The organism is Paenibacillus sp. SJS-P3, assembly GCF_056711585.1.
In genome coordinates this window covers 4678909-4699662 of record NZ_CM160043.1, presented here as the reverse complement: position 1 = coordinate 4699662, position 20754 = coordinate 4678909, and the positions used below count along the sequence as shown (strand labels likewise).

The following is a 20754-nucleotide window of genomic DNA, read 5'->3' as shown; positions in this document are numbered from 1 at the left end:
CGGATCCTAGGAGAAACAGCCGCTATTATGGACTTGCCGTCGCTTGGGAGATCCGCAGGAGGAGCAGGCGCTCCGTCTGCGGGAGGAGGCGCAGTTCCATCTCACGCCGCTGGGAGACGCCTCTGCCGGGTTCTATAATGAGGTCAATTGACAACTAAATTATGGAACCGAAAGGATGACCTGCCTTGAAGGACTTGATTCGCAACGGGGTGTTCATGCGCCTGTTTCTCGCTACGGTCTGCTCTCAGCTGGCCTCTACAATCGGAGCGATGGCGTTCGCCTTTTATATGCTCGATCGGTTTTCCTCCCAGCCCGCTTATGCTTCCATCGCTGAAATGCTCTACTCCGCGCCTACCGTCTTCGTTTTTCTGTTTATCGGAGTGCTCGCAGACCGCTTTGACCGCAAGAAGATCGCAGAGAATACCGGATGGATCCGCACCGGATTGTCGCTCTGCATGCTGGGGGCTTTGGCTGCTGGGGTGTGGCTGCCGATCATCTTCCTGATCCTATTCGTTCGGGCCGGTGTGACCAAGTTCTATGCCCCTGCCGAAACAGCGATGATTCAAGGCATCCTGAAGGAAGACCAGTACGTGAAGGCCTCGGGACTGAACCAATCCGTATTCGGAGTGTTCATGCTTTTCGGAACGGGTATAGGAGCCTTTGTGTACCATACCGTCGGCATTATGGGCGCGGTCATTATCGATACGGTCGGTTTCCTGCTTACGGCTCTCCTTGTCCGCTCGCTGAAGCTGCCCGTCGAGGTGACGCTGCCGAACGGCAAGCAGCCGCTCTCCTCCCTCAATATGAGATCGGTATGGAGTGATTTCAGCATCGGCTTCCGGTATATTTTCAGCCGCAAGCTTCTGATCGCTTTGATATCCGGCTTTGCATTGTTCGGATTGATCAACGGTTCCTTCGCGATCCTGCCCATGCTGACGATGAAATACCATCTGGCCCCGGACAACTATCAGCTGTATGCCTCGCTATTCTCCGTATTTCTCGGCATCGGCTTCCTGGCAGGGAGCGCGCTGGGCTCCATGCTGATCGATAAATTCAACATGCATCAAGTCCTCATCGCATGCGTCCTGGCATCCGGTCTGATCGCCTTGGTTCTGGGCTTTGTATCTTCTCCTTGGATATACCTCACTCTAATTCTGGTGATGGGAATCATCCTTGCCCCGCTTAACATCGTCATCGGCGGCTGGCTGCCCAAGCTGGTGGAGCCTTCCAAGATGGGGCGCGTGAGCGCCTGGATCGATCCCATCATGATGGCCGGACAGACGCTGATGCTCGGCCTCATCGCTTGGCTGTACCCCTCGCATTTCACGCTGCTGGGGCTGTACCTGTTCATAGCTGTGCTGCTGCTGCTGACCTTCGTCATCTATATCTTCACGCTTCCCCGCTTTGTCCGCGAAGAAGAAGGGGCTGCCCGCAACGACAGGAAGGGGACGGCTGTTGAAACCGGGCTCTAATCTTCGGGAGGGAGAGGCATTTCGGCGGTTTAATGGCAAATGGCAGCTTGGAAGGCTCTTGAATCCGTTCGTTGAAGTGCAGGTAAGAGTTTAATGTTCGGAATATTCACAGTCTCTCCCTCTTTTTCCCCGCTATATTTGCCAAAAAAGCCTAAATGACCTTGTTTCCCCGTTCAATTTCTCCGATATTCGTTCGTTTGTGCGGTTTTTGTTGAATGATGACGCTTATGCGCGGTTTTCTGCGATCTTCCCTTTGCCTGATCGGCATTCATGGCCGATTTGCTGAGATTTGCTGAGCAGCCTCATCGTCACCTCGTCGTCGGTTTTCATTCGATTTGTCCGCTGCCGCCGTTTTCTTCCTTCGCCTCGACCGAATTGGTTTTCGTCGAGATCGGCCCGTTCCCTGCGACGGGTCTTTTTGTTTCGTCAAGTTCAAAATCCGATCCAAGGAATTAAAGTGTCTAAATTGAACATGTACTAAATGACGATAAAAGGCACTCGGCCTTTGAGGATCCGATTTTTAAATAGAATTGATTTATACACATTAAACTTTAAAACATGGAATATGGGTGCTTTGGACTTGGCTCTGGATGCAAGGATAGAGCGATGGATATGTCCGCTGATCGTTTGTCGTCTGGCCGCTGGAAGATTGGTGGAGTTTGGTCGTCTGGTCGATCTGGCGGGTGCATCCGTGGGACCAATGCATTCTCATGGTGATCAATCGCTGCTGTCCATGGACGATCCAATCCGGACGTGGAATGCAATCATTCGGGAGGGAGGGGCGACCAAGGGGGAAAAGTCTCTGGGAGAGGGATATGGGGAGCTGAATCCGATCGGAAAATCTCTCTTCAGTAATTAATGTTCGTATTTATCTGGTTCTCTCCCTCTTTTTGAAATCATATCGAGCCAATAAAGCCCAATTACGGTCGTTTTGCCGTTCATTCCTGCCGTTTTTCGTTTTTTTATGCGCTTTTTGTTGAAATGCCCCGATTTTCAGCCTGTATTATCCATATCGAATTTATACTTGCATTCAGAATGCGGCTTTCATTTTTCGGATCGATGATTCCATCTATGTATCGGCGATTATAAGCCATGCTTTATGGCCAGGGATTGAATCGATTAATTTCAGATTAATCTAAAAGTTTAAATGGTGCAATTTCCAACCCTTCCCGCATGGCGGAAAGGGTTGGTTTTGTTCCGCAGAACATTGATTGCTTATGGGGGATAAGGGGCGACTAGCAAAGGAATGCGCGGCTGATGATGACCAGCAGGATGAAGAGAACCAGAATGGCGCCCATACTCGAGTAACCCCAGCCGCCGCCATAGCCGCAGCCTGCGCCTACGCCGCCAACTGCTCCGCCAACTCCGTAAGACATGTGCAAATCCCCCTTTGGTTTAAAAAGCTATTTTATGATTGTTGCCATCGTGATGTTTGAGAGGGAGGTACAATTATGCGCGAGCCCAGCTGCACCTTCCTCATGCTATGCTAATAGAGGAAAGCCCGGCTGATGATAACCAGCAGAATGAAGAGAACAAGGATGGCTCCTGTGTTCGTCCACACACCACCGTATCCGACTCCTCCGCAGCCTGCTCCTGCTTCGCCAACGCCGTAAGACATTTGTCAAATCCCCTTTCGCTTTAGATAACACATCATACGTGGGAGCGGACCGGGATGTTTGGGCAAGAAGGTCATTCGACGAGAAATGGGCATGCACGCCAATGAAACCTTCGGCGGCATTCATGAGACCATGGGCAGACGCCGGATCGCGAGCGATCCGGCGTCTGCCCAGGAATTGCTTAGTAGCAGAAAATGCTGCTGATGATGACCAGCAGAATGAAGAGAACCAGAATGATTCCGGTGTTGTTTACGCCATAGCGAGCGGCTTCAACTTTTACTTCCGCGCCTTCTACATATTCAGACATGTCAAAACTCCTTTGCAGTAGAATGATACATTGTATGAGCTGCGGCTGCATGCCGATTGGACGGGAAGGACAAATGTGCGCTTGGTTACGTTCGCGGTCGAATCCGGCTTCAAGCCGAATCAGATCGAGAAGAAAAAGCCTCCTGAAGGCAGCCTTCAGGAGGCTTTTGGTCTCTGGTTCCAGTTCAATTATGCGTGAAACCTGCCCAGGCCTAGACTAATACAAGAATGCGCGGCTGATGATAACCAGCAGGATGAAGAGAACCAGAATGGCGCCCGTGCTCGAGTAACCCCAGCCGCCGCCATAGCCGCAGCCTGCGCCTACGCCGCCAACTGCTCCGCCAACTCCGTAAGACATGTGTCAAATCCCCTTTCTTGTGGTATGCCACATCATACGGCGTGTGCACCCGTGATGTTTGGGCGGGAGGTGCAATTGTGCATATGCTGATTTAAGGGTGCTGCCCATGCGGTACAAGCCTCGACTGGGCATATCGGAAATGATCCTCGCATAGAAATGTAGTCCTTTCAGGGGCGAGGAGGAACAGCGCATGACTATTTTCCGGGAAATAATCGGCGGCGGTTTCGAGCAGATCGCCTTCTGCCACGATGCGGAGAGCGGTCTGAGAGCCATTGTCGCCATTCATAGCACGGCGGCAGGACCTTCCCTTGGCGGATGCCGGTACATGACATACGGTGATGAGGAAGACGCCCTGCAGGATGCGATGCGTCTCGCACGGGGCATGACGTATAAAAACGCCGCCTACAAGCTCCCTTACGGGGGAGGGAAGGCTGTCGTCTGGCGGGATCCCGCCGCGCGGTTGGAGAAGTCCGTCCCGGAAGCGTCATGGACGCAGCTGAGAGCAGGGAGAACCGGAACAGGAGAGCTGCCGGGCGAAGAGTACGGGAGGCGGCGGCTGTTCCAGTCCCTGGGACGGTTCATCGAAGGCTTGGGCGGCCGTTATATAACCGGACTTGACCTGGGCACCTGCATCCAGGACATGGACGCGATTCAAACTCAGACTTCCTATGTAACGGATACATCGGGAAGCATCATGGCGCAGGATGATTTTACGGCCGAGATGACGGCATACGGCGTTTATCAGGGAATGAAGGCTGCCGTCGGCCATCGTCTTGGCCTGCCGTCTCTCTATGATCTCAAGGTGCTCGTTCAGGGACTGGGTAAAGTAGGCTTCAGGCTGTGCCGGTATTTATATGAGGATGGGGCCAGGCTGATCGTCTCCGACCCCAATGATACCGCTGCATTGGAGGCGGTGAGATATTACGGGGCGAAGCGGGTGAAGCCGGAGAACGTGTACAAGACGAAGTGCGATTTGTTTGCGCCTTGCGCGCTGGGCGGCATTCTGAACGATGTGACCATTCCCCAGCTGCGTTGTTCGATTGTCGCCGGCGCAGCCAACAATCAGCTGTCCATGGACCGTCACGGGGAATTGATCGAGGAGAGGGGAATTCTCTATGTCCCGGATTACATCCTGAATGCCGGCGGAATCATCATCACCGCTGGAGAACTGCAGGGGCTGGGGCGAGCGGAGCTTCAGGAAAGCGTAAAGGCCGTCGCTGAAACGGCAAAGGAGGTTTTCCATCTGGCGGAAAAATACGGCATACCTCCTTCCAAGGCGGCAAAGCGGTTGGCGGAACAAAATCTGGAACGGTTGAAAGAACGATGAGCAGAAGAAAGCCGGCTTGGACCGGGGATCCGGCAAGTCGGCTTGGCGGGGCAAGACCCGTCTAGTATTTGTATTTCTTGATCAGGAGCTGGCTCTCGACGCCAGCTATGCCTGGCAGATTGTACAAGCGCTCCTGGAGAAAAGCTTCCATCTCCTGCATCGTGGCGAATACGGCGTGCATATGCAGCTTGCTCGGCCCGGTCATATGGTGAAGCGCGGTTACGGCAGGCTCGTCCGACAGCCGCCGCGCCACTTCGCTGAGACGATGAGGCTCGACTTCGACATGAAAAAAGGCAGATACGTTCATGCCGATCTTCTCGGGATTGACCAAGACAGTGAACCTCTCCAGGGTGCCGTTTTCGATCAAGGCATTGACCCGTGCTTGGACGCCGACCCTGGAGATGCCTACTTCCTTGCTGATGTCCGTATAGGACATCCGCGAGTTAATGCGGAGAAGCTCGATGATCCGGCGGTCCAGAGCATCCAGCTTGGTAGAGGGAATCGTATAGGAAGGCGGCCTGGGAGGTTGGGCGGACATTTCAATCGTCTCCTTTGGCAGGCTGATCATCGCTGGAACGGAAGTGCCTGGAATTTTTGCTAAAATCACTATATCGGGTTCAGATCCCCATTACAAGACTTTAATCCATTATATGGAATTTTCAAGGCGGCATTAACGGAGCTTCACCACTCTACGGCGAACAGTATCAAATGCACCGCAGCGGATGGGAGCCCGAGGAGCTTGCGGCTCTCGGATACGAGGTTACGGTCATGAAAGGGTTCCATGATACGTCCAACCCGGCATTTGTGAACGCCTACGGCAGGGATCACGAGCCGGTCGATGCGCTGATGGCCGTCAAGCGGATGGCATGAGCAGAATTGTCCCCGGCGCATGGAAAGGAGAAGGCCCGCGAGCGGGTCTTTTTTTGCGCAAAAATGGATTAAGAATCCAATCGGGAGAATCGGGGCGAAAGCGATGCGCTGCTGATTGTCACTCTTCAAGCGTTGGCGATCGAACTGCTCGGCACCGTTCTCGTCTTTTGCATATCTCCGCGGGGCAGGAATCAAACGGGCTTTCTTCACTTCTTGCGGCAGACGGAGTGAAGCCAGGCTGAGAGCGGTCGTTCACGACCGTTGGACCCTCTGAGGCGGCAATGGATTCCAAGTCAAGACACGGAAGCCGCTTTATGCTATGCTGATACAGGTTTTTCGGAGGAGGACGCGCCGGGAGCTCCAAGCTTCAGGCCGCATCCATTTGCCGCACGCGGTTCGTAACCATCCCGCGCCACCAAAACTAGGGGGTATTATTTTCATGTTCAATTTCACCTGGGGCGTGTTCTTCGTCCTGGTCAACTTCGCGCTGTTCCTGGCGTGCTATCGTTTCTTCGGCAAAAAAGGCCTCTATGCCTGGATCGGCTTCGCGACGGTTGTGGCGAATATCCAGGTGACGGAGACGATCTCCATGTTCGGCATCGTCATGACGCTCGGCAACACGATCTACGCGTCGCTCTACATGACGACGGACTTGATCAACGAGCGCTACGGCGGCAAGGAGGCCCGTCAGGCGGTATGGTTCGGCTTCTTCATTCTCATCGCCACAACGATCCTCATGCAGATGGTGCTCAAGTTTCATCCGGCGGAGACCGATTTCGCCCATGAATCGCTGTCGACCATCTTCGGCCTGATGCCGCGTCTTGCACTGGCCAGCCTGAGCGCTTACTTCATCAGCCAGTTCCTGGACGTACGCGTCTTCTCGGTGCTGAAACGGCGCTTCGGCGGACGCAACCAGTTTTGGATCCGCATCAACGGAAGCACGATCTTGAGCCAGTTCGTGGACTCGCTCGTCTTCTGCACGATCGCGTTTGCGGGAGTCAGCGGCTACACATGGAATATCTGGATCCAGATCTTCCTGACCACGTACGTGATGAAGTTCGTCATCTCCATCGCTTCGACGCCGGTTCTCTATCTGGCGCGGACGTTCCGGTTCAAGGACGAATAAAGCCGCTCGGCGGCAAACGCAGCAGCCCGGCCCGCTTGAATGCGGCCGGGCTGCTGCGTTTTAGAAGGGCTGGATTCGCTGCGGAAGCGGATGAATTCGGAAGGGAAAGCAACTTTGGATGTCGAATTCATTCCTTCCAAGACAAGGAGGGGTGGACAGCCATGCAGGAGAGACCGCAGGACCAAGAAGTGCCCGATTATGAGAAGCCTTATGTCGGGGCCGTTCCCGATGGAGACTTGCTCGCCATTCTGAAAGAGCAGCAAGCCGACATGCTGGGCTTGCTGGATTCGCTTGCGGAGGAACAGCTGGAATTCCGCTATGCGCCGGGCAAATGGAGCATCCGCCAAGTCATCGGCCATGTGGCCGACAACGAACGGATTCTAGCCTACCGGCTGCTGCGTTTCGCACGCGGCGATGCCACGGAGCTGCCGGGCTACGACGAGAATCTCCTGGTCGCCGAGGGGCCGTTCACTAGCTGGACGAGGGCTCAGACTTCGGCCGACTATTCCGCCGTACGGCAGGCGACATTGACGCTGCTGAGCGGTCTGCGGCCCGAAGATTGGCAGCGCGAAGGCATGGCCAACGGCTTGAAGCATTCGGTGCTGCTGCTGGCCTGCGTCATTGCCGGGCACGAGAAGCATCATCTTAATATTCTTCGGGAACGTTATTTAAAGGAATGAGAACGGGAGAGAGCCGGGGACAGGGGTCCCCGGCTCTCTTTTGCGCGGATTTCATCCTAACCGTCTCCAAAAGCCATGCTCCGATCTCCTTGCGATGCCGGCAGAAAAAGCCGGGCGCCGACTAGCCGAGCCGTGCCGAGAGCACGGATGCGAAGCGCTCCAGCTGCACGCGGTCGGTCTCGTCGAAGCGGTTCAGGCTCGGACTGTCGATGTCGAGCACGCCGATCAGGCGGCCGTCTGCGGCGAGCAGGGGCACGACGATCTCCGACTGCGAGGCGGCGTCGCAGGCGATATGGCCCGGAAAGGCATGCACGTCAGGGACGAGCATCGTTTCCTTGCGCTCCGCCGCCGTGCCGCAGACGCCGCGCCCGACCGGGATGCGGACGCAGGCCGGAAGCCCTTGGAAAGGGCCGAGCACGAGTCCCTGCTCGTCGAGCAGGTAGAATCCGGCCCAGTTGATATCCGTGAGGAACTGCGCGAGCAGCGCCGAGGCGTTGGCCAGGTTGGCGATGGCGTTCGGCTCGTCCTCGATCAGCGCTTCGAGCTGGCGGATGACCGTCCCGTACTGCTCTTCGCGGGTTCCGTCGTAAGTTACTGTATGGAACATTTGTCTCTTCCCCTTTCTTCGTGGACTTACAATATCATATCTGCGGCACTGCGGTAAATGGCATGGACGTCCAGTTATTGACCGATCGTTCTGAAACGAATATACTGGATTAAATTTGAAGCCGATAAGAACAAAATGGAGGTGCAGGATGGCCAGACCGAAGGAGTTCGACCCTGCGAAGGCGCTGGATCAGGCGCTGGAAGCATTTTGGGATCAAGGCTACGAAGCCGCATCCGTGCAGGGGCTGTGCTCCGCCATGGGCATCAACCGCGGAAGCCTCTACGACACGTTCGGAGACAAGGAGACGCTCTTCACCGCCTGCATGGATCGTTTCCGCGCGATGCAGGAGCAAGGCATCTACAAGATTCTGGAACGCCGCGATGAAGATCCGCGGGAGCAGCTGCGGCTGTTCTTCGATGCGGTCGTCGAGTCTTCGCTGGTGAACTTTTCCCGGGGCAGAGGCTGCTTCATGACGAACACGACGCTCGGCTCGTCGGTCCGTCTCCCCTCGATCGCGCAGCGGGTGGAGGATTATCAGCTCTATACCGAAGACGTGCTGCTGCGTTTTCTGGAGGACGCGTCAAGGCGCGGATGGACCAAGGAAGGCTTGCAGCCTCGCGAGGCGGCGCGCTTCCTGCTTGCCCTCAAGCAGGGAATCCATGTCACCGCACGCACGGAAGCGGGACGGAGCATGCTGGAGGATGTATGCCGGATGGCCGTGAATGCCGTATTTTGAGCGGCGTTTGTGCGCTCTTTTTTGAACGATCGTTCCAATAACCTGTCCAACGAAAGGGGAGTGTCTCGAATGAAAAGAATGCTCGGCATCCTCATCATCAACATCGTCGAGCGCTGCAAGCCGGCAGCCATAGTAGTTCTGAATAAAATAGAAATACATATTATAGTTTGATGAACCGCCTTCCCATGGGTCGCCGCTAGTTCAGAAAGGAGGAATAGCCAACGATAGAATGATCATCCAGTTTTGGCTTCGCAAAATGTAATCGATTTTATTTCGAAGAAAGGTTGTGTTCCTGATGAGTCTTCCTTCTTCCCTCCAAAAAAAGATGGCCTTTACGTTAGCGCTTCTGGTCGGAGTTTTGATGATCGCATTTCCGCCAGCCAAAGCATCCGCAGCGACTTTATACAGCCTCCAAGCACGAGCCAACAACAGTTATGTCAGTGCCGACAATTATGGCAGCAATCCTTTAGTTGCCAATCGGACTTCGGCCAGCGCATGGGAACAATTCCAGGTGATCAATAATTCGGATGGCACCATCTCTCTCCTGTCCATGGCCAACAACAGCTACGTGGCGGCCGATCTTAATCAAGGAGCGAAGCTGATTGCCAGAAGCGCCAGCATCCAGCAATGGGAGAAATTTACGAAGGTCGTCTTGGCGGACGGAACCATCGCGCTAAGAGCCTTGGCCAACAATCAGTATGTATCGACCGATTTGAACAACGGCGCGGTTCTGGTGGCGAACAGAGCTGCCGTAGGCGGCTCATGGGAAGCATATAACCTTGTCAGCACCGGCTCTACGGGCACGGGCGTATCCAAACCTGCCGAAGCCCCCGGCTATATTTGGAACTATGCGGTGAATGCGGACAATCGGTTTGGCAAAAACGGCGATTTCGCTTTGCTCCTTTGTGCCGTGATCAAAAAAGAAACGAACTATGGCACCTATACATCCGGTCCATCCGGTGCGGATGGACTGATGCAGGTGGAACCGAACACAAGAAACGGCTATTCCAGCCAGTTCCTCTCAACATTCGGGCATGCCTACAACCACGGCGATCAGCAGGACCAAGTGTATATGGGAGCCATGATTCTAAATGATATGATCAATAGGGGAGGATACATCTGGAAAGGGCTGGCGTTGTACAACGGGGGACCCAACTGGTATCCGGGAGCGACGGATTCCTACGGCCGTGTCATTCATGCCGAACAATACGCTGACGAGGTCTATGCAACCTATCGCAGCTACGGCGGTTTGAACTGAGACGAACGAATCTGAAATAGGGCACCCATGAAAAGCAACGTTGCTTTTCATAACAATTGGCCCCTTTTCTTCCTTTCCGCATGCTGACTATAAAGGGCGGCTCTATAGGCCAAGGCTAGCGGACTCCCCTTCCGTTGTGAAGGGGAGTCCGCTAGCGCCGGTATCGGTAGGAACGGCTCCTCGCGCTTTCTGCTCATACGAAAGCGGGCATCTCCCGCTGGGGCAGAGGCCGGCTTGGGCCGCTTGCAAGGAGCTATAGTGCCGAGGCTGCCCGGCGGACGATCCCGGCATCGAGGTCTTGTCCTTGCTTCAGCTTGATCGTCTTTCTCTCCGGAGGTCCATCGAACTGCCCGGCGGGCAGCTCCAGCCCTTCGGCATTGAAGATGGTGAAGCTCACCGCTTCCTGGCCATTCCCCTTCTTATAAGATTGAAAATACGGTTGCCAAGGCGAAGAGAATCGCCATAGCGACAGCAGTCAAGGCGAATCCCTTGACATAGCTGCGGGCGAAGGACGGCCCTTCCTGCCGCTCGCGGCCGGACCACTTCCAGATGGCTCCAAGCGCGAGACCGGCCAGCGCGATCCGGACGGCAAAGCGGAGAAGGTTCAGGATGTAATCCCGCAATGGAAGCTCGACGACGGACTTTACTCGGCCGGAGATCTGCGTGAAGGAGTCGGGCACGAGGAGCAGCCCCAAGGCCAGGCCGAGCAGAAACGTGTACAAGGCCGTTTTGAGCAGGTAACGCTCCATAGGTATGATCTCCTTTCTATCTCTCGATGGAACCGTCCCTTAGAGGGCTCATCGCTTTCCTGTATTTGAAGAAGCTTCCTATCCTCCACACGGCGATGTAGCAGACGGCGATCGACATCGTGAGGAAGATGAATTGGCCTGGCTGCAATTCCCTCAGATACTGGGACAAGGCGAGCCTGAGCACGATGACGGCGAGAATTACATACTTGAAATATGCGTTCGGCTTCGTATACACGCGGCCGTCCGCATTCAGCTCGTACCCGGTATGGTACAGCATCACCGCGCCAAGCGCGATTCCGATCAGCACGGCGCACAGCTCCTCCCACAGGGGAGGGTATTGCACGGCTTGGCCGGTTGCGGACAAGGACGATACGCTGGCGAAAAAGCCGAGCAGCACGAAGAGGATCGGCAGCATCATGAGCCATCCGCCGGCACGGATCGGACGGGCCTGGGAGGAGCGCACGGAACGGCGCCAGTATACGAGAAGCAGGACGAGCAGGATGAAGCCATAGGTGCCGAGCATCTGCGAATTCAAATCGTTCACTCCTTGAGCGGCCGCTGGGGCGGGCCTGCTGTATAGGATAAGTGTAAGCGGATTCCCAATTTCATACAATAGCGAATAGGCTCGAAATTGGATTCAATCGACTAGTTTGGTTTAGGCCGAATTCGCCATTGACGATCGTGAGGGGGCTGAAGTACAGTAACGGAATGGAAGGAAGTGTTCGTATGTCAGGGGAACAAACGGCGGGCGCCGTCAAGCCTGCCAAGGGCTGGGGAGTCTACCGCGAGATGCTGGCCCGCTACGTTTTTCCGCAGCGCCGGCTGCTGTGGAGCCTGGCGGCGCTGCTGCTCGTCTCGATCGGGCTGCAGCTGGTCAATCCGCAGATCATCCGCTATTTCATCGACAGCGCCCAGGGCCAAGGGAGCATCACGGCGCTTTACTACGCGGCGGGGCTGTTCATCGCTTTTTCTTTGCTTCAGCAGGGGGTTTCGGTAGCGGCGGCCTACTTCAGCGAGAATCTCGGCTGGACGACGACGAACAAGCTGCGCGCGGAGCTCGCCGAGCATTGCCTGTCGCTGGACATGAGCTTCCACAAGACGCAGACGTCGGGCTCCCTGATCGAGCGGGTGGACGGCGACGTCAACGCGCTGGCGAATTTCTTCTCCAGCTTCATCATCCACCTGGCCGGCAACGTCGTCCTGATGCTCGGCATCCTGGCGCTGCTGTTCCGCGAGAACTTCTGGATCGGGCTCGTCATGACGGCGTTCGTCATCGGGGCTGTGTACGTCATCCAGTGGATCCGCAAGTTCAACGTCCCCGTGTGGAAGAACTGGAGGCAGATCAACGCCGAGTTCTACGGCTTCATCGGGGAGCATCTGGAGGGCACCGAGGACACCCGGGCCAACGGAGCGGCGGGGTACGTCATGAACCGCTTCTACGAGATGACGCGCCGCATGCTGCCCATCCGCATACGGGCCTTCCTCGGATTCTGCATGATGTGGAGCACGACGATCCTGGTGTTCGCGCTGGGCAACGCGGCGGCCTTCATCGTCTGCGCGATTCTGTGGAAGAACGGCCAGAGCGGCCTGACGATCGGTTCCATCTATCTGGTGTTCTATTACACGGAGCAGTTGGCGAAGCCGATCGAGAAGATCCGCACCCAGCTTGAGGATCTGCAAAAAGCGGATGCCAGCCTGATGCGCGTGCGCGACCTGCTGGCGACGAAGCCGCTGATCCAGGACGGGCCGGGAGCTCCGCTGCCGGCGGGGCCGCTTGCGGTGGAATTCCGCGATCTGGAATTCGCCTACGAGGAAGGCGGCCGCGCCACGCTCGACCATCTGCAGCTTAGGCTCGAGCCGGGGCAGACGCTCGGCCTGCTGGGACGGACCGGCAGCGGCAAGACGACGATCGCGCGCCTGCTGCTGCGCTTCTATGACCCGCAGTCGGGCGCCATCGAGCTGGCAGGAACGGACATCCGCCAATGCAAGCTCCACGAGCTGCGCCGCAAGGTGGCGATGGTGACGCAGAACATCGAGATTCTGGAAGGAAGCGTCCGCGATAATCTGACGCTGTTCGACGACGGCATCCGGGACGAGAGGATCGCCGAGGTGCTGCATGATCTGGGTCTCGGCGCCTGGTATGAGGCGCTGCCCGACGGACTGGATACGATGCTCGCCTCCGGCGGCGGCAGCCTGTCGGCCGGAGAGGCGCAGCTGCTGGCGTTCGCCCGCGTCTTCCTGACGAATCCCGGCCTTGTCATTCTCGACGAAGCCAGCTCGCGTCTGGATCCGTTGACGGAAGCGCGCATCGAAGCCGCGGTCGACCGGCTGCTGGAGGAGAAGACCTGCATCATCATCGCCCACCGGCTGGCGACGATCCAGCGAGCCGACCGGATCCTGATCCTGGAGAACGGACGGATGCTGGAGAGCGGACGCCGCGAGGAGCTTGCAGCCGATCCGAAGTCCCGGTTCAGCCGCATGCTGGCTGTAGGGATGGAGGAGGTGCTGGCATGAAGACAAGACATTTCTTCTGGCGGCTTATCGGCTACCGGCCCGGCTTGTATGTGCTCACCCTGGTTACATGGTCGCTTATCCATATGGCTCCTCTCGTGCCGGGCCTGCTGACCAAAGCTTATTTCGACCATCTGGAAGGAACGTACGAGTTCCCTTACGGCGTCTGGGCGATCGCAGCTCTGCTCGTCGCCGCGGCGCTGGCCCGGATCGCCCTGATCTTCGGCGGCTTCCTGGCCGACGTCAACTTCCGCTTCCGGATGGCGATGCTGATCCGGCGCAATATGCTCTCCCATGTGCTGAGACAGCCGGGCGCGCGGGCGATTCCGACTTCGCCTGGCGAGGCGATCAGCAACTTCCGCGACGATGTTGATCACACGGAAGAAGCGATGAGCTGGTCGGTCGACTCGCTCGGGCTCATCGGCTTCGTCGTCGTCGCCAGCTGGATTCTCGTCTCGATCGACGCCCAGCTGACCGTATTCGTGTTCGTGCCGCTCATCCTCGTCGTCACGGCGGCCCAGGTCGCGACGGCACGCATCCACAAGTTCCGCGCCGCCAGCCGGGAATCGACGGCCAAGGTGACGGGCGCGATCAGCGAGATGTTCTCCAACGTGCAGGCCATCCAGGTGGCCGGCGCAGAGAAGCGCATCGTGGACCGGTTCGTAACCCTGAGCGAGAACCGCCGCCAGAATATGGTCAAGGACAAGCTGCTGACCGAAACGCTGTCGTCCGTGTTCACCAACTCCGTCAATCTGGGGACGGGCCTCATTCTCGTGCTCGCCGGCTATAAAATGCGGGACGGAGGCTTCACCGTCGGCGATCTGTCGCTGTTCGTCTACTACCTCACGTTCGTGACGCAGCTGACGTCGAACGTCGGCAACTTCATGACCTACTACAAGCAGATGGCGGTCAGCTTCGAGCGCATCAAGGCGATGCTGCAGGGAGCCCCGGCTTCTGTTCTGACAGCGGCCCGATATATCGGGCTCGGCAAGCGCGTCGGGGGAAGGCCGGACAGGGCAGCATCCCCGGCTTCCCATCCGGCTGCGCAAGCGGCGCCGGGCGCAGGCGGACCGGAGGCCGGAGCGGCGGGCCGGCAGGCTTCCGTGCGGAGAAGCCGGAACCTGGACGACGAGCTGCCGTACTTCCAGGCGCCTCCGCTGGAGATGCTGGAGGCTACCGGCCTGACGTACCGATATCCGGAGACGGGGCGCGGCATCGAAGGCATCAATCTGCAGATCAGGCGGGGCTCCTTCACCGTCGTCACGGGCATGATCGGCAGCGGCAAAACGACGCTCGTGCGCTCGCTGCTGGGCCTCCTGCCGGCCGAAACCGGGGATATCCGCTGGAACGGCGAACGGATCGAGCAGCCGGCCGATTTCTTCGTCCCTCCGCAGAGCGCGTATACGGCCCAGATTCCGCGCCTGTACAGCGACCAGTTGCGGCACAACATCCTGCTTGGGGCCGAGGATCGACCGGGCGGCGTGGAGCGCGCCCTGTATGCAGCCGTGATGGAAGAGGACATGAGCAATCTGGAGCATGGCCTCAGCACGATGGTCGGCCCGCGCGGCGTCAAGCTCTCCGGCGGCCAGGCGCAGCGCACGGCTGCCGCTCGCATGCTGGTGCGCGACGCGCAGCTGTACGTGTTCGACGACTTGTCGAGCGCGCTCGACGTGGAGACGGAACGCCGGCTCTGGGAGCGTCTGCTCACCGAGAAAGGGGATGCGGCCTGCCTCGTCGTCTCCCATCGCAAGGCGGCCTTGTCCCATGCCGACCACATCATTGTGATGAACGGCGGCAAGGTCGAGGCGGAAGGCACGGCCGAGGAGCTGCTGAAATCCAGCGACAGCTTCCGCCAGCTGTGGTACGGCGAAGAAACCGGCTGAATGGCCGATTGGTCGTGCAGAGCGGAATCGCGCAAGCTTCAAAAGCAAAAGAAGAGGCTGCCCGCAAGTCATGAACATGACTAGGGCAGCCTCTTTGCTTTTTTGGCGCGTCGGTTCCAATGGGGCAGGGATAAGGTATAGCGGCTGCAATCAATCGGGACCATCACTGTATTCATGCGGATCGCATCTCTGCGGTGCCTACAGCAGCAGGTCGAGGGGCATGCTGGAAGCTTAGGCAAAAAAGTCCTGCCATCTGGCAGGACCTGGCAATTGCAACGTCTGGATGCCGATTCAGAGCAAATAATGATACACATACGTTTTTCCGCACATATTGCGCATATCCGCATCGTAGACGCGGATTCGAAGCACGTCGCTGACCGTCAGCGACTGGATATAGTCATTCAGCTCGGATTGGCGCTGGAACACGAGCTCCGGCTGCTGCTCATCCTGCCCATCCGCATACCGCAGCGTCCAGGTAGACATAGGCGGATCCTCCATCTCTTACAGTGAACTCAGATAGATTCAGTTTCTCCCACAATCATTCAACCTAATCCCAATCCGTGAAACCGGATGTCCTGCAACCGTAAAAATGTCTTGCGGGCTGTGCCGGGCAGCATCTTGGGACCGGGCAGCAGACTGCGCCTTGAGGGACGAAATCGACATCGGCGGTCAGCATGCTTGGGATATGCCTGCGGGCGCGCCGCGAGGGACGGAATCGCCATCGGCCTCACGGTCATGCCGGCCGCAGGCTGTCGCGGACGATGCCCGCAAGGGACAGCTTCTCGTCGGGAGGAAGCCATTCCGTGAGCCTCGCGGCGGCAAGCGCCGGCATCCAGGCTTCGAGTTCTCCGCGTTCCAAGCCGCTCAGCCGCAGATAGGTGCGCAGATAGCGGGAGAGCAGCAATCTGCGGACGGAGGTCAGAATAAGCTCGAAGGCGCGAGAGGACTCCTCCGGGAGCGAGCCCGTGCGCAGCATGAGCACGGTGCGGGCGGCATCCGCGGCAGGGTGGCCGTAGCTGGCGGACATCCAGTCGATGATCCAGCCTTTGCGGCCGTCGATCATGATGTTGTCGGGATGAAGGTCGCCGTGGAGAAGCTGGCGGCCGACGGGCAGCTTGTCCAGGCCGGCGAGAACGCCTGCCTTCTCTTCGGGGGACAAAATAGGAGCCGCTTCGATCTTCTCCCGCAACACTTCCTTGAGGCAGGGCAGCCCCGAGTCCGGTCCGGCGCCCGTGCGGTGCACGGCTACATGCAGACGGGCCATATGGGCCGCATCGCGGAAAAGATACCACGGCTTCTGAGCGAGCCGGCGCAGCATCGTGCTGCCGGACAGGCGCTCGTAGACGATGGCGGGGCGGTCTTCCCATTCCAGCAGCTGCTCGGGCTTGGGAGTGGGCAGGCCGGCTTTGACCGCGAAGCGTCCAGCCTTGAATTCGAACTCGGCATAGGCGCGCGGCATGCCTTCCTTGAAGATTTTCAACAAGCGGTTCTGCCCATAAAGACGGATTTGCGCGGTACGGCCTTGTGCCAGCACCGCTCCGGGTGCATGCTCCATGGGTATTTTCATCTCCGATCCTAGATGCGAGGTTCTCGTACAAAATACCTATTCTGGAAACGATTCCATAATCCTTCTTCTCCCAGACAGGGAATCGGGCCTCAGTAGCGTGTGAGAGGCCGATTATGGTACGCTCAAGGTACTTGAACCGGGAGGTGAGTTTATTGTTCGAGCTTCATGAATTGCTGTCGTGGATCTGGTCCATCGGCATCGTCTGCTCCGCGGCTTATTATTATTTCGCCTGGCTCCATGATGCAGTCCAGGATGGCGGCTGGCGCCCCTCCGGAGTGCGCTTCGCGCCTCCGGCCGCGCCGAAGAGCGCCGCGAGTTCAAGCCCGCTGCGGCTGCGGCTGGTCCGCCTGTCCAAACGCAAAGATTCCCCCGATGATGACGGGGCGGATTGCCTCTCCCTCTTCCAAGGCCGCTCAGCCAACGAATGGGGAGGATATTATTCATGGACACGAACAAGGACCGCCGATCCGCGGTTGCGGATGAGATAACGAACGGCCGCCGGAAGGAAGCTCCGCGCAGGCGCAAATTCTGGAGCCGTCCGGCCAAGGCGATCGCCGCCGCGGGCAGCCTGCTGCTGCTCGCCGGATGCGGGGCCAAAGGAACCATCGACTCGGATACACCGGGATTTTTCAACCATTACGTCGTTTATCCGCTGTCTTGGGTGCTTGAGCACCTCGCTGCTTTCTTCAGCGACAACTATGGCCTCGCCCTGATCGCCGTCACGCTGCTCGTGCGTCTCGTGCTCATGCCGCTCATGCTCCGGCAGTACCGGAGCCAGCAGATCATGAAGGGCAAGATGAAGAGGATGCAGCCGGAGCTCGACGACCTCAAGGCGCGCCATACGGACAAGTCGCCGGAGACGATGCAGAAGCAGCAGCGGGAAATGATGGAGCTGTACAAAAAGCACGGCTACAATCCGCTCGCCATCGGCTGCCTGCCGATGCTGATCCAGCTGCCGATTCTGACCGGGCTGTATTACGCCATCCGGATGAGCCCCGATCTGGCCAGCCATACGTTTCTGTGGTTCCAGCTGGGCAAGCCGGACATCATTCTGCCTTTCCTGGCGGCCGCCGTTTACTTCGTGCAGGCCAAAGTATCCCAGAGAGGCGTCGAGCAGACGGACATGCAGCGGCAGATGAGCTGGATCATGTACCTTTCGCCGATCATGATGGGCTTCTTCTCCTTCACGGCTCCAGCAGCGCTGCCGCTCTACTGGGCCGTCGGCGGCATCCTCGTCATTCTGCAGACGCTGCTTGGGCAGCGGCTGTTCCGCCATCTGGCGGAGCCCGGGCAGCCGGAGGCGGCGGACAGCGGTCCGGCTGCTCCCGGCGGGCTCGCGCTGGCGGGCGGCGGAGCGTCGGTCCCGGCGGCCGCCGGAACGGGCGTTGCCCAGCAGCGCCAAGCTGCCCGGGCCAATGGCAACGGCGGCGGCTCCAAGCCGCGCGGCAGCTCCGGCGGCGACCTGTGGCAGCGGCGGATCCCGCCAAGGGCGCAAGCCGGGCAAGCGCTAGACGGGGCTTGCCGCGAAAACAGGAAAAGCCTCCATTCCGCCCGCGGGCGGAATGGAGGCTTTTTTTGGTGCGTCGATGCATGAAAACCGTTAGGGATCGCGCGTGCCTGCAGGCTATACCTGGACCTCGACAGGCTCGTCGGCGCCTTTTACTTTTACCAGCATCGCCTTCACGTTCTGCGACTCGCCGAGGTTGACGTTTTTTGCATTGAATTCGAAGCTGTCCTCGAGCGTAATGCGCTGTCCTTTGTCTACCGTATGGGCGATCTCCTTGCGCAGCGAGCGTCCAGGATCGTTCAGCAGCAGATTGCCTTTCAGCACGGGCTCGACCCATTCGACTTCAAACGGCCCCTCGCTGACATTCTCGAGCGTGACCCGGTAGGTGAACTTCTTCCAATTGTCCTTGTTCGCCATGATTTCCAGTCCTTCGGTGGCGCTACGGGTTTTCCACCCTCCCGACACGGGGGAGGAGAAGTTGCAGCCCGCCAGCAGGAGGGAGGGCAGGATGGCGCAAAGGACTAGAAGCGTGAACAGGCGGCCAGCAGGCCATATTAGGTTCGAGCGGTACATGGCGGCAGCTCCTTTATCGTAGGTTGAACATGAATGGGCTTCAAAGGAATCGCATGGGAGCATGTGCGAAAAGATGCTTGCGTATTGATTCCAGTGTAAAGGCTGCGCCGCTGGCGATGCAAAGGACGGAATGTGACAGATGCCGCTCATCCGGCGGATGCGTCTATTTTGTGAAGATCATGATAATATTTGCTCATTGTTCAGGTTGTAGTAAATTAATTAGCCGGAGGGATGGAATGAAACGCAGGGCAATCGGCTTGGGGCTGGTCGCAATCGCCGCTTTGCTGCATCTCTGTGGAAATCCCCAGAGGCAAGAGGATCTGGCCGCAGCGGAGCGAGGCAAGGAAGACTCCGGAGCTCAATGACAAAAAGCCCGGCATGCCGGGCTTAGTTTTGCTTTCTATCGGAGAAGCGGATTCATCTGCATAGGGTCAGGAAACAGATCATACGTTGGCCGCAACCTGCTCGGCAAGTCCCCTTCTCTACTCCGCTCGGACAAAATATCGATCGCCATGCCGCTCCACGGCCACGGGAGCCTCGAAAAACCGGCTTAGGATTCCGTCTGTCAGCACGTCGCCCGTGCTGCCGCTGCGGAACACCTCTCCCCTGCGAAGCAGCAGGGCATGGCCGAAGACAGGCAGGATCTCCTCCGTATGATGCGTGACGTAGATCAGCGAAGGGGCGTCGTGCTGCCGCGCCAGCCCGCCGATGCTCTCCAGCAGCCGCTCGCGGGAGAACAGATCGAGGCCGTTGCAAGGCTCGTCCAGGATGAGGATGCGCGGGCGCGCCATCAGGGCGCGGGCGATGAGCAGCTTCTGCTTCTCGCCCTGCGAGCAGGTGCCGTATTCCCGGTCCCACAAATGGGCGCAGCCGAGCGTCGCCATCAGCTCCCGCGCCGTCTCGACGTCTTCCTCCTGAACCTTATCATAGAGCCCGATCGTCGCATGCTTGCCGCTGATGACGACCAGCTGGGCGCGGTCGGTCTTGTACAGCTTCTCTTGCAGCGAGTTGCTGACCCACCCGATGGATTTGCGCAGCTCCCGCAGATCCACTTCGCCGTACCGCTCTCCGAGCACCTCGACCGAACCCTCCGAGGGCCAGATGTAGCCGCAAATGATGTTGAGCAGCGTCGTTTTGCCCGACCCGTTGAGGCCAAGCAGCGCCCAATGCTCTCCCGGCTTCACTTGCCAGCTGATGTCCTGAAGCAGCATGCGCTGCTCCCTTCGCCACGACACATGGTTCAATTCGATGATCATGGTGGTTCAGACTTCCTTTCCGGTTCTTCTCTGCCGCCCGTCCCCCGTCCATTGACAAGCGCCACCTATCCTCCTATCGTAACCCTAAAAGGCCAGGGACGTCACCCGCGAATGATGCGGAGCTGCCGGCCGCAATAATCGCTGCAGGGGGCGAAGGGCAGCTCTTCGGGTTCCGTGGCCCATATCAGCGGGGAGCTCGGCTTCTCCAGCCTCAGCCAGTTCTACCGCTCGTTCCATAAGCTCGCGGGCACGACGCCGCAAGCTTACCGAAGTCGCTGGTGACAGGGCGTGCGGCCTTCATGAATTCTTAACATGGCCATGATTCCTTCTTTACATCTCCTTGATATGCTGA

At 58.1% G+C, this 20754-nt stretch carries 27 protein-coding genes; 14 read left to right on the top strand and 13 right to left on the bottom strand.

Features of this window, described 5'->3' with window-relative positions:
* Nucleotides 1–185: 185 nt before the first annotated feature.
* Nucleotides 186–1472, top strand: a complete 1287-nt coding sequence (locus AC06G8_RS21460) for an MFS transporter (RefSeq protein WP_480283889.1) — start codon at nucleotides 186–188, stop codon at nucleotides 1470–1472.
* A gap of 1235 nt (nucleotides 1473–2707) precedes the next feature.
* On the opposite strand, the gene AC06G8_RS21455 is transcribed toward AC06G8_RS21460, so the two are convergent.
* The 3 genes from AC06G8_RS21455 to AC06G8_RS21445 all read right to left on the bottom strand — a co-directional run bounded on the left by AC06G8_RS21455 (nucleotide 2708) and on the right by AC06G8_RS21445 (nucleotide 3395).
* Complete coding sequence (locus AC06G8_RS21455) at nucleotides 2708–2848, bottom strand: YjcZ family sporulation protein (RefSeq protein ID WP_447663161.1); 141 nt, start codon at nucleotides 2846–2848, stop codon at nucleotides 2708–2710.
* Between the two features lie 110 nt (nucleotides 2849–2958).
* Nucleotides 2959–3090, bottom strand: coding sequence for a hypothetical protein (locus AC06G8_RS21450; RefSeq protein WP_447663160.1), 132 nt, complete (start codon nucleotides 3088–3090; stop codon nucleotides 2959–2961).
* Between the two features lie 179 nt (nucleotides 3091–3269).
* On the bottom strand, nucleotides 3270–3395 hold the full coding sequence (locus AC06G8_RS21445) for a hypothetical protein (RefSeq protein ID WP_447663159.1): 126 nt from the start codon (nucleotides 3393–3395) through the stop codon (nucleotides 3270–3272).
* A gap of 75 nt (nucleotides 3396–3470) precedes the next feature.
* Here AC06G8_RS21445 and AC06G8_RS21440 point away from each other — a divergent pair, with 75 nt between their 5' ends.
* Complete coding sequence (locus AC06G8_RS21440; protein ID WP_447663158.1) at nucleotides 3471–3593, top strand: hypothetical protein; 123 nt, start codon at nucleotides 3471–3473, stop codon at nucleotides 3591–3593.
* Between the two features lie 18 nt (nucleotides 3594–3611).
* Here AC06G8_RS21440 and AC06G8_RS21435 read toward each other — a convergent pair whose 3' ends face one another.
* Complete coding sequence (locus AC06G8_RS21435) at nucleotides 3612–3752, bottom strand: hypothetical protein (RefSeq protein WP_021881002.1); 141 nt, start codon at nucleotides 3750–3752, stop codon at nucleotides 3612–3614.
* Nucleotides 3753–3942: 190 nt separating this feature from the next.
* Here AC06G8_RS21435 and AC06G8_RS21430 point away from each other — a divergent pair, with 190 nt between their 5' ends.
* Nucleotides 3943–5079, top strand: a complete 1137-nt coding sequence (locus AC06G8_RS21430; protein WP_480283888.1) for a Leu/Phe/Val dehydrogenase — start codon at nucleotides 3943–3945, stop codon at nucleotides 5077–5079.
* 61 nt (nucleotides 5080–5140) lie between these two features.
* On the opposite strand, the gene AC06G8_RS21425 is transcribed toward AC06G8_RS21430, so the two are convergent.
* Nucleotides 5141–5617, bottom strand: a complete 477-nt coding sequence (locus AC06G8_RS21425) for an Lrp/AsnC family transcriptional regulator (protein ID WP_447663156.1) — start codon at nucleotides 5615–5617, stop codon at nucleotides 5141–5143.
* Between the two features lie 170 nt (nucleotides 5618–5787).
* On the opposite strand from AC06G8_RS21425, the gene AC06G8_RS21420 reads away from it, so the two are divergent.
* From AC06G8_RS21420 to AC06G8_RS21410, 3 genes are all read left to right on the top strand, one after another.
* Nucleotides 5788–5949: a hypothetical protein gene (locus AC06G8_RS21420; protein ID WP_480283887.1), complete on the top strand. Its 162-nt coding sequence runs from the start codon at nucleotides 5788–5790 to the stop codon at nucleotides 5947–5949.
* Between the two features lie 439 nt (nucleotides 5950–6388).
* Nucleotides 6389–7075, top strand: a complete 687-nt coding sequence (locus AC06G8_RS21415; RefSeq protein WP_447663155.1) for a queuosine precursor transporter — start codon at nucleotides 6389–6391, stop codon at nucleotides 7073–7075.
* Between the two features lie 161 nt (nucleotides 7076–7236).
* Nucleotides 7237–7755: a DinB family protein gene (locus AC06G8_RS21410; protein WP_447663154.1), complete on the top strand. Its 519-nt coding sequence runs from the start codon at nucleotides 7237–7239 to the stop codon at nucleotides 7753–7755.
* Nucleotides 7756–7876: 121 nt separating this feature from the next.
* On the opposite strand, the gene AC06G8_RS21405 is transcribed toward AC06G8_RS21410, so the two are convergent.
* Complete coding sequence (locus AC06G8_RS21405; protein WP_447663153.1) at nucleotides 7877–8362, bottom strand: GAF domain-containing protein; 486 nt, start codon at nucleotides 8360–8362, stop codon at nucleotides 7877–7879.
* A gap of 148 nt (nucleotides 8363–8510) precedes the next feature.
* Here AC06G8_RS21405 and AC06G8_RS21400 point away from each other — a divergent pair, with 148 nt between their 5' ends.
* Together AC06G8_RS21400 and AC06G8_RS21395 are read left to right on the top strand one after the other, a co-directional pair.
* Nucleotides 8511–9098, top strand: coding sequence for a TetR/AcrR family transcriptional regulator (locus AC06G8_RS21400; RefSeq protein ID WP_480283886.1), 588 nt, complete (start codon nucleotides 8511–8513; stop codon nucleotides 9096–9098).
* 295 nt (nucleotides 9099–9393) lie between these two features.
* A complete protein-coding gene (locus AC06G8_RS21395) occupies nucleotides 9394–10356 on the top strand; it encodes a transglycosylase SLT domain-containing protein (RefSeq protein WP_480283885.1) in 963 nt (320 codons plus the stop codon).
* 253 nt (nucleotides 10357–10609) lie between these two features.
* On the opposite strand, the gene AC06G8_RS21390 is transcribed toward AC06G8_RS21395, so the two are convergent.
* From AC06G8_RS21390 to AC06G8_RS21380, 3 genes are read right to left on the bottom strand one after another with little or no spacing between them, the layout of a single operon-like run.
* Nucleotides 10610–10753 (bottom strand): hypothetical protein, encoded by a 144-nt coding sequence (locus AC06G8_RS21390; protein WP_480283884.1) that lies wholly within the window; start codon nucleotides 10751–10753, stop codon nucleotides 10610–10612.
* Nucleotides 10754–10775: 22 nt separating this feature from the next.
* Nucleotides 10776–11105: a hypothetical protein gene (locus AC06G8_RS21385; RefSeq protein WP_480283883.1), complete on the bottom strand. Its 330-nt coding sequence runs from the start codon at nucleotides 11103–11105 to the stop codon at nucleotides 10776–10778.
* 16 nt (nucleotides 11106–11121) lie between these two features.
* Nucleotides 11122–11640, bottom strand: coding sequence for a CcdC protein domain-containing protein (locus tag AC06G8_RS21380; protein WP_480283882.1), 519 nt, complete (start codon nucleotides 11638–11640; stop codon nucleotides 11122–11124).
* 191 nt (nucleotides 11641–11831) lie between these two features.
* On the opposite strand from AC06G8_RS21380, the gene AC06G8_RS21375 reads away from it, so the two are divergent.
* Nucleotides 11832–13619: an ABC transporter ATP-binding protein gene (locus tag AC06G8_RS21375; RefSeq protein WP_480283881.1), complete on the top strand. Its 1788-nt coding sequence runs from the start codon at nucleotides 11832–11834 to the stop codon at nucleotides 13617–13619.
* Nucleotides 13616–15499 carry an ABC transporter ATP-binding protein gene (locus tag AC06G8_RS21370; protein ID WP_480283880.1) on the top strand — a complete coding sequence of 628 codons (1884 nt, stop codon included), beginning with the start codon at nucleotides 13616–13618 and terminating at the stop codon, nucleotides 15497–15499. Before AC06G8_RS21375 ends, AC06G8_RS21370 begins: the two co-directional genes overlap by 4 nt.
* A gap of 291 nt (nucleotides 15500–15790) precedes the next feature.
* Here AC06G8_RS21370 and AC06G8_RS21365 read toward each other — a convergent pair whose 3' ends face one another.
* Complete coding sequence (locus tag AC06G8_RS21365; protein WP_021882196.1) at nucleotides 15791–15982, bottom strand: hypothetical protein; 192 nt, start codon at nucleotides 15980–15982, stop codon at nucleotides 15791–15793.
* 250 nt (nucleotides 15983–16232) lie between these two features.
* The gene (locus tag AC06G8_RS21360) at nucleotides 16233–17054 is read right to left on the bottom strand and encodes a phosphotransferase (protein WP_480283879.1); all 822 of its coding nucleotides are present in this window, start codon (nucleotides 17052–17054) and stop codon (nucleotides 16233–16235) included.
* A 164-nt stretch (nucleotides 17055–17218) separates the two neighbouring features.
* On the opposite strand from AC06G8_RS21360, the gene AC06G8_RS21355 reads away from it, so the two are divergent.
* Nucleotides 17219–17554: a hypothetical protein gene (locus AC06G8_RS21355; RefSeq protein WP_480283878.1), complete on the top strand. Its 336-nt coding sequence runs from the start codon at nucleotides 17219–17221 to the stop codon at nucleotides 17552–17554.
* Nucleotides 17509–18660, top strand: a complete 1152-nt coding sequence (gene yidC / locus AC06G8_RS21350) for a membrane protein insertase YidC (protein ID WP_480283877.1) — start codon at nucleotides 17509–17511, stop codon at nucleotides 18658–18660. The genes AC06G8_RS21355 and yidC overlap by 46 nt, the downstream gene beginning before the upstream one ends.
* A 30-nt stretch (nucleotides 18661–18690) precedes the next feature.
* Here the strand turns inward: yidC and AC06G8_RS21345 are convergent, their stop codons facing one another.
* A complete protein-coding gene (locus AC06G8_RS21345) occupies nucleotides 18691–19146 on the bottom strand; it encodes a hypothetical protein (RefSeq protein ID WP_480283876.1) in 456 nt (151 codons plus the stop codon).
* 236 nt (nucleotides 19147–19382) lie between these two features.
* Here AC06G8_RS21345 and AC06G8_RS21340 point away from each other — a divergent pair, with 236 nt between their 5' ends.
* On the top strand, nucleotides 19383–19511 hold the full coding sequence (locus tag AC06G8_RS21340) for a hypothetical protein (protein ID WP_480283875.1): 129 nt from the start codon (nucleotides 19383–19385) through the stop codon (nucleotides 19509–19511).
* 117 nt (nucleotides 19512–19628) lie between these two features.
* Here the strand turns inward: AC06G8_RS21340 and AC06G8_RS21335 are convergent, their stop codons facing one another.
* The gene (locus AC06G8_RS21335) at nucleotides 19629–20402 is read right to left on the bottom strand and encodes an ABC transporter ATP-binding protein (protein ID WP_480283874.1); all 774 of its coding nucleotides are present in this window, start codon (nucleotides 20400–20402) and stop codon (nucleotides 19629–19631) included.
* A 174-nt stretch (nucleotides 20403–20576) separates the two neighbouring features.
* Here AC06G8_RS21335 and AC06G8_RS21330 point away from each other — a divergent pair, with 174 nt between their 5' ends.
* Complete coding sequence (locus AC06G8_RS21330; RefSeq protein WP_480283873.1) at nucleotides 20577–20684, top strand: helix-turn-helix domain-containing protein; 108 nt, start codon at nucleotides 20577–20579, stop codon at nucleotides 20682–20684.
* Nucleotides 20685–20754 lie beyond the last annotated feature (70 nt).